Below are 4,065 nucleotides of genomic sequence, written 5' to 3' on the forward strand. Positions count from 1 at the left end.
TTGGCGCGGTCGTTTGACACGGGCCGCCGCGGCGATTCCGCACGCCTCAGCCGAGCTTCGCCATCTCCGCCGCGCTGAGACGCAGTCCGGCCGCCGCGACGTTGTCTTCCAGATGCGCCGTCGATGCCGTGCCCGGAATCGGCAGCATGTTCGGTGAGCGCGCCAGCAGCCACGCCAGCGCCACCTGCACGGTGCTCGCGTTGTGCGCCGTGGCGATTGCCTGCAGGTTGTCGGGCAGCCGTCCGCTGTCGAGCGGCGCCCACGGCAGGAATCCGAGGCCTTCTTTCTGGCAGTACTGCAGCACGGCCTCCGAGCCGCGGTCCTGCACGTTGTAGCGGTTCTGCACCGACACGATCTTCGCCACGGCCTGCGCGCGCTTGAGCTGATCGACGTCGAAATTCGATACGCCGATGTGGCGGATCTTGCCCGCGGCCTGGAGTTCCGCGAGCTCGCCAATGGAATCTTCGAGCGGCACTTTCGGATCGGGCGCATGTAGTTGGTACAGGTCGATGCGTTCCACGTGCAATCGCTTGAGGCTTCCTTCGCAGGCGGCGCGCAGATGCGCCGGGCTGCCATCGCGGTCCCATCGCGCGGCGACCGGCCGCACCATGCCGCCCTTGGTCGCGATCACGAGGTTCTTCGGATAGGGATGCAGCGTCTCGTAGATCAGGTTCTCGCTGACTTCGGGTCCGTACGCGTCGGCGGTGTCGATCAGCGTGACGCCGAGTTCGACCGCGCGTTGCAGCACGCGCCGTGCTTCAGCGGGATTGGCCGGCGGTCCCCAGACACCCTCGCCCGTGATGCGCATGGCCCCGAAACCCAGGCGATTGACCTTGAGATCGCCGCCCAGCGTGAACGTGCCGGAAGCGCCGGCGTTGGCGGCGCTCGCGCCAGCCGCAGCCGCAGAGGGCGTTGCAGGGGTCGAGGTGGCTGCGGCAACCGCGTCTGCCACCGATCCCAGGGCTGCGAAGGCGCTCGCCTGTTGCAGCAGCGCGCGACGCGAGAGCTGTCTTTCCTGCATGGGCCGCTCCAGTGTGGTTGGCCGGGAACGCGCAGCCTACACCCGCGTAGCCGATTCGCCACAATAATATACGCTGCCAATACACGGCATCGGGTCGCCTGATGGGGAAACGCTACAACAAGATCATGACAGAAAATAAAGGCTTGGACGCTTGTGTACCGCAATCGACACGGCGCACAATCGGGCCCACATCATGGGGCGGCATGCTGCGGCAGCCAGCCTCGGGGGTCTTAGAAACTGAAGCGGGGGGTAGCATCATGCGTCGAGTGATATTGGCAACATCTGCCACGGGGATCCTGACTGTGGCGGCCTGTGTCGCCGCGATCCTCCAGCCGGTAACGGCGCGGGCCGAAGCCGCCGCCGGCGATGACACGCTCGAGGAAGTGGTCATCACCGCGCAGAAGCGCACCGAGCGTCTGCAGGACGTGCCGGTCTCGGCCTCGGTGCTCAATTCCGATTCGCTGGCCAATTCCAATGTCAGCGATGTCGTCGACCTCAACAAGCTGGTGCCTTCGCTGAACCTCAACGGCACCATCAACGGCCGCGTGCCCATGGGCATGCGCGGCATTTCGACGGTGTCCAACGAGCAGGCGGTGGGCGTGCCTTCCGGCGTGGCCATCATGATCGATGGCGTGCCGGTGCCTTCGGATTCCTTCGATGGAACGCAGGTCGAGGACGTGCAGAACGTCGAAGTGCTGAAGGGACCCCAGGCGACCCTGGGTGGCCGCACGGCCGCCATCGGCCTGATCAACTACCGCACCTACAATCCCACCGACACGCTGCAGGGCGGGCTGTCGCTGACCGGCACCACCGACCACGAGTACCGCGCCACGGGCCACATCTCCGGCCCGATCACCGAGGGCCTGGATTACAGCCTCTCGGCGTTCGATGCGCATCGCTACTATCCGATCACCAATACTTTCTATGGCACCAAGACCTCCCAGGCGGACCAGGGCCTGCGTGCCAAGCTGGAATGGAAGCCGAACGACCTCTTCGATGCCAAGCTGACCTTCCGCCATGCCAAGTCCGAGGTGGACGGTTTCAATTTCGTCTACGTGCACGTGGTGCCGGGTGCGACCCTGTTCTTCCCGGGTTCGCCGGTCACGCAGGCCATCGCGTTTCCGGACATCACGCCCAGCTGGCAGAACCTCGACTATGACAGCCCGGTCAATACCGCCGGCCACAGCAATTTCGACAACGATGCGCAACTGGATCTGAGCTTCGACGTCGGCAATGGCTACACGCTGTCCTCGACCACGGCTTACCAGCACGAAAACCAACGGCAGATCCAGGATCTGTTCGCCACCGCGGTCTACGGTTTCGATACCTTCTTCAGCATTGCGGGCATCGGCCCCTATGCAGGCGGCAGCGGTGGGCTGATCACCAGCAACCCGATCGTGTTCGACGACACGCAGCACCAGAGGGAATTGATCACGCAGAAGAGCGAGGAACTGAAACTGGTCTCGCCCACGGACCAGGCGGTCAGTTTCGTGGTGGGTGCGTTCTACTCGGACACCAAAGTGTCGATGTGGTACACGCGCACGCTGCCGCCGGCCGCACTGAATGTGTTCGTCGTGCCGGAGACCAAGACCACCGACCTCTATGGCCGGGCCACCATCAAGCTGGCCACCAATACCTCGCTGGTCACGGGTCTGCGCTTGAACGATGACGAACTGAATTATACCTACCAGCAGACCATCTACAACGGCGAGGGCCCGTTCTACAGCGCCAGCAGCAGCAACTCCAGCGCCGTCGTCGGCGATCTCAGCCTGCAGCAGAAGTTCACGCCGGACGTGATGGCCTACGCGACCTATGCACGCGGCTATTCGCCGGAGGTGTACAACACCGCCGCGACGCTGACCAGCAATGCCGCGCTGGATCCAGTGCCGCAGGAACACATCAATCACTTCGAAATCGGCGTGAAGGGCCAGTACTTCGACCGCGCGCTGACCGCGAACCTGTCGGTATTCGACACCCGCTACCAGAACTACCAGATCCAGCAGTACAACCTGCTGCCTGGACAGATCACTTCGGAGCTGGTGTTGTCGTCGGCGGGCGGCGCCGAGACCAAGGGCCTGGAGTTCGACACGTCCTGGCGCGCCACGCCCAACACCACCGTGAGCGTGAGCGGCGCCTACATGGACGCCAAGTTCACCAAGTACATCGGCGCGCCCTGCGCAGGCTACAACGAGGATCCGCTGCTCGTGACGCCCGGTACCTACCCGGCCGGCTGCTACCTGGGTTCCGATGGCATCAATGTGGTGCAGGATCTCACGGGCACGACGATGCCGAACGCGCCGAAGTTCAAGGGGTATGCCGACTTCCAGCAGCGCATCCCGCTGGGTGCGGGCGGTGGCCTGGCGCTGCTGTTCGACGGCAACGTGTCCTACCGGGACAAGGCGCAGATGCTGCCTGACAACAACCCGAACTCGATCATGGGTTCGGTCACCATCGCGAACTTCTCGCTGGGATTGTCGGGCGCGGACGGCAAGTGGAATGTCACGGCGTTCCTGAACAATGCCTTTGACAAGGCGTATTACACCGACGTCGAAGACTTCTGGGGCAGCCCGTGGTCCAACACCGCGACGGTAATCGCCCAGCCCGCGCGTGATGCCAAGCGCTACGGTGGCATCCGCGTCGACCTGAAGCTCTGAGACTCCGGCGCCGGTGCGGACCCTGGGTCCGCGCCGGACGGAAAGTTCTGCCAGGAACTTTTTGTATCGCGCTGCTTGGCTTTTCTCAACGGTCGGGATCGGCAGTCCCGACCGTTTTTCAATAGGGTTGTGATAAATTGTGATGGCCGCGCAGCGCCTGAAACAAGGTGCGCCGGAAGCCTGGCTTGACAGTCAATATGATTCATAACTAATTGAACATAAACATCCTTTTGCTCGGGAGTCCATCGTCATGATCCGCTATCTGAAGACCGGGCAGTTGCCCGAAGAGAAGGCCGAGAAGCAGCTCGAGGTTCGCAACACGGTGGAGAAGATCCTGGCCGACATCGCCGCGCGGGGCGAGGCGGCGGTGAAGGAGTACTCGGCGAAGTT

Annotated in this window: 2 protein-coding genes; one reads left to right on the forward strand and one right to left on the reverse strand. The window is 63.3% G+C overall.

What is annotated here, in order from left to right; translation table 11 throughout:
* Nucleotides 1-46: 46 nt before the first annotated feature.
* A complete protein-coding gene (locus VFG49_RS09615; protein WP_324859854.1) occupies nt 47-1,021 on the reverse strand; it encodes an aldo/keto reductase in 975 nt (324 codons plus the stop codon).
* Nucleotides 1,022-1,323: 302 nt separating this feature from the next.
* Here VFG49_RS09615 and VFG49_RS09620 point away from each other — a divergent pair, with 302 nt between their 5' ends.
* Nucleotides 1,324-3,675, forward strand: a complete 2,352-nt coding sequence (locus VFG49_RS09620; protein ID WP_324859856.1) for a TonB-dependent receptor — start codon at nt 1,324-1,326, stop codon at nt 3,673-3,675.
* Nucleotides 3,676-4,065: the final 390 nt, after the last annotated feature.

The sequence above is a fragment of the Dyella sp. genome, assembly GCF_035685885.1.
Classification (GTDB): domain Bacteria; phylum Pseudomonadota; class Gammaproteobacteria; order Xanthomonadales; family Rhodanobacteraceae; genus Dyella.

Excerpts from the sequence above, each read along its gene's own strand:
- VFG49_RS09615 (WP_324859854.1), bottom strand. The coding sequence starts at position 1,021 with ATGCAGGAAAGACAGCTCTCGCGTCGCGCGCTGCTGCAACAGGCGAGC.